Genomic DNA, 3469 nt, shown 5'->3' with positions numbered 1-3469 from the left:
TGGTAGGGGCACGGCATCAACAATATGGTTCGATTAGCCACAGGATCTAAGATGCCGTGCCCCAAAAGCGCCAGGGGATGGGGCGGCAGGCGATCCGTGGTAGGGGCACGGCATCAACAATATGGTTCGATTAGCCACAGGATCTAAGATGCCGTGCCCCAAAAGCGCCCCCTGAAATTGACTCCCCCTTCAACCCCGCCACGGCAACAGCAACGTATCCTCAATCGACTGTCGCACTTCGCGGCTGACATAACAATCGCTGTTGAGACAGTCAACCAGCAACTTATTTGCGCCCTGGTATTGCTGTAGCAGTTTTTTCTGAGAGTCGCTGAACTGCCAGTCGTGACCGATGTTGCGGTGTTGAATCATTACGGATCTCAGTTCCTCAGTCCAGACTTGACCATTTGCCTGCCACCACCGCTGGCAATTTTCCCAGTCTCTTGTATCCGGTAGCTGGTGTTTGAGCTGTTTCAGCTGTCGCTGCAATTCAGGGTCGAGGGCAGGATCGAGGGCGGGGTCGAGGGCGAGGTCGAGGGCGCGATCGAGGACGGGGTCAAGGGCGCGGTCGAGGGCGCGGATGAGGGCGCGGTCGAGGGCGAGGTCGAGGGCGCGGATGAGGGCGCGGTCGAGGGCGAGGTCGAGGGCGCGGACGAGGGCGCGGACGAGGGCGCGGTCGAGGGCGCGGTCGAGGGCGAAGTAAAAAGCTCTAACAGCAGCGGGTTTATCCGCTGCTTCCACAGAACGAGACTTTTCCTCAACCCAGACAAGGAACTGCTGCAATTTTTCATCACCTGCCAAGAGACTATCAATCTGGTGTTTGATTAACTGCAACAGATAGTCTGCACTGGGCAACATCCCCACCGTTAGCAAAAAAACTTCTCGCCAGCGCTTTTCAGTGATGTGACCGACTAAACTTTGCAGTGCTTGTTCCAAAGCTTGGGGGTTTGGACTTTCGACAATTTTTCTAGCCGTGAAATACTCGTGAAAACTTAGGTGCGAGAAAGAATAGATACATCTTGCCCGTTCTACCAACAATCCATGCTGCGCTTCAATTGATTTCAGCACAGCTTCGCTGTCCAATTGCAATGCCTCTGTGTCAGTGTTGGCATCGGGCAAGTTGCGGATGTAATCGGTGATATATCGTTCGACTTCTTTTTGTTTGAAAAAGTAATCGCCCCGTTCAAAGGTATCCAGGGCAATTTGACTGAGCAAATCTTCCTTTCTTTTCAGAGATAGCTTTTTATATACCTGGTCGCGCTCAATATTTCGCTTCGCGTCCCACTTTTTGAGCAGCACATCCAAGCCTTCTTTATAAAGCTCGGAGCGATTCGAAGGAAAGCTGCCGGATTCTTCAAACACCAAGCACAACAAGGTCAACAAAAGCGGGTTCGTTGCCAGTTCTCGGATTGGCTTGTCTTTTTTTAGTTTCTGGATAAATCGCTCTGCTTTAACCCGATCGTCTTTCCCTGAAAACCACCGATTAGCAAAGTAGGCAATTTGTTGAGCGTCAAAGTCAGCAATTTCAACTTCAGTAAATTGCTCAAAAGTATATTCCCGTGCAGCAATGCGACAGGTGATTACAAATTGGTTCCCGTCAAACTGCTTGGCAAAGTGATGGATTTGCTGCAAAACTCGACTGCTATCAGATTCCCGCACTTCATCTAAACCATCGAGAAGAATCAGCAAGTTACCTTGTTTGAGTAACTGCTCGACAGAAGTATCATTTGATGCAAAGCCATAGCTACTAAATAGCTGAATCAAATAGTCCAATAAATCAGGCTGTTTCGGCATTTCCGCAAAGTCCTTGAGCGTAATAAATAGAGGAATTCGCTCTGCCTGAAACATCCCGCCAATACACTCGATTGCCAGATGCTTGAGAAACGTTGTCTTGCCAGCTCCCGGTTTACCCAAAATCATCAGTTTGGGATATTTCTTAACAGCATCCAGCCCTGGCACTCTTTTTTCAGTAATTCCGCTTAGTCCAAAGCGGTCAAAGTTATCAAGATCGCACTCTTGCAGTAATTCAGGAATCTCTTTGCGCCTGCGTCCGGTAATTTTTTCCAGGATATTGACGTGAGTGTAGATGTCATTTAACCCGATAGGCGCAGTCATATCTAGCACCCGCATCGTGCCGCACTGCTTCTGAATCTTGTCGCGGATGGTTTCTCGTACTCTCTGCACCAAATCATCGATACTAGAAGGTTTTGGTTGCCCTACTGGTTCCAATTCTGCAATATCGCCCCACTCCAACCCCAATTCCGTGCAAATGGCTAGGAATAAACGCTTTTCAACGGCTTTTCCGCCAAAGAATTGACCGACAACTTGCCTGGTACAGCGAACGCACCCTGCCAGGTAGTCCTGTGTCCAACCTTTGCGTTCAAACGCTGCTTTAGCCTGTTCTCGTCCCGTTTTCGATACCCGAAGTGACCTTTCTGACCTTGCCATTACCTACTGCCGCTTCTACCTAATTTCCATCTTGCATTAGTAGCCTTGACCCGCCAGCGATTAAAATCGCTGTCTCATAGCGAACGTCGGTTAAAACGGACGGAAAACATTGTTAGAAGTTACGCTCATATTCCCGGTTTCTATGAAAAATCGTCGGTTTGGTAACGAGAGATTGACGAAGAAACCGGGTTTCTGGCCTCGTCGTGGGTAAGTCGCGATCGCACGCAATCAGTCGGTTTTAACCGACTTCAGCTATTAGCCAGGGATTTTAATCCCTGGCGGGTGATGCTGGCGGGTGATGCTGGCGCGCAATGCTGGCGCGCGATACTGGCGGGTGATGCTGGCGGGTGATGCTGGCGGGTGATGCTGGCGCGCGATACTGGCGGGTGATGCTGGCGGGTGATGCTGGCGGGTGATGCTGGCGGGTGATGCTGGCGCGCAATGCTGGCGCGCGATACTGGCGCGCGATGCTGGCGGGTGCGAGAGGCAAACATAACTCTTACATAACCCCAACACCTTATTCTGACCACGTTGCGGGAATTATTAAAGATGCTGGAACAGTAGGGGCACGGCACCTTTAAGTTATCTCTATCTGCCAAAATATTTTGCTTGCCGTGCCCCTACATCCCTTAACCAAAAGAAAACCAGTATGCACAAAGTTAACCTTTCCCCCGCCTTCCTGCTAGTCTTCTCCACCGTCCTGTTCCTGACCATGCTTTCTGGCGGTACATCGGTTTGGCTGTCATCTCAACCTACCCTATCCGAGTATCAGGTGCGAATCTTGGAAAACAGCATCGCCAGCTGGCAAACAGGAATTGGCGGCATTGTTGGACTGTTGGGAAGCAAGGCGGCTGAACTTTTAGATGCAGAGGAAGACAAGGACGCTGAGAAACCGAAGTAGGGGCACGGCATCTTTAAGCTATCTATTTCTGCCACAATATTTTGAATGCCGTGCCCCTACAGTTCCGCCATTTTGTAGGGGCACGGCATCTTTAAGCTATCTATTTCTGCCACAATATTTTGA

General features: G+C 50.3%; 3 protein-coding genes. 1 reads left to right on the top strand and 2 read right to left on the bottom strand.

Annotated features, from left to right (window positions below; genetic code table 11):
* Positions 1–189: 189 nt before the first annotated feature.
* Positions 190–2445, bottom strand: coding sequence for an NACHT domain-containing protein (locus MiSe_RS48225; protein WP_226594506.1), 2256 nt, complete (start codon positions 2443–2445; stop codon positions 190–192).
* A gap of 248 nt (positions 2446–2693) precedes the next feature.
* Positions 2694–3020, bottom strand: coding sequence for a hypothetical protein (locus tag MiSe_RS48220; RefSeq protein WP_226594504.1), 327 nt, complete (start codon positions 3018–3020; stop codon positions 2694–2696).
* Between the two features lie 74 nt (positions 3021–3094).
* On the opposite strand from MiSe_RS48220, the gene MiSe_RS48215 reads away from it, so the two are divergent.
* Positions 3095–3346, top strand: a complete 252-nt coding sequence (locus tag MiSe_RS48215) for a hypothetical protein (RefSeq protein WP_226594502.1) — start codon at positions 3095–3097, stop codon at positions 3344–3346.
* The last annotated feature ends 123 nt before the right edge of the window (positions 3347–3469 follow it).

Source organism: Microseira wollei NIES-4236 (genome assembly GCF_020521235.1).
Lineage (GTDB): Bacteria > Cyanobacteriota > Cyanobacteriia > Cyanobacteriales > Aerosakkonemataceae > Microseira > Microseira wollei.
Note: the sequence above shows the minus strand (reverse complement) of the source record. Positions and strands in the feature narration are given on the sequence as shown.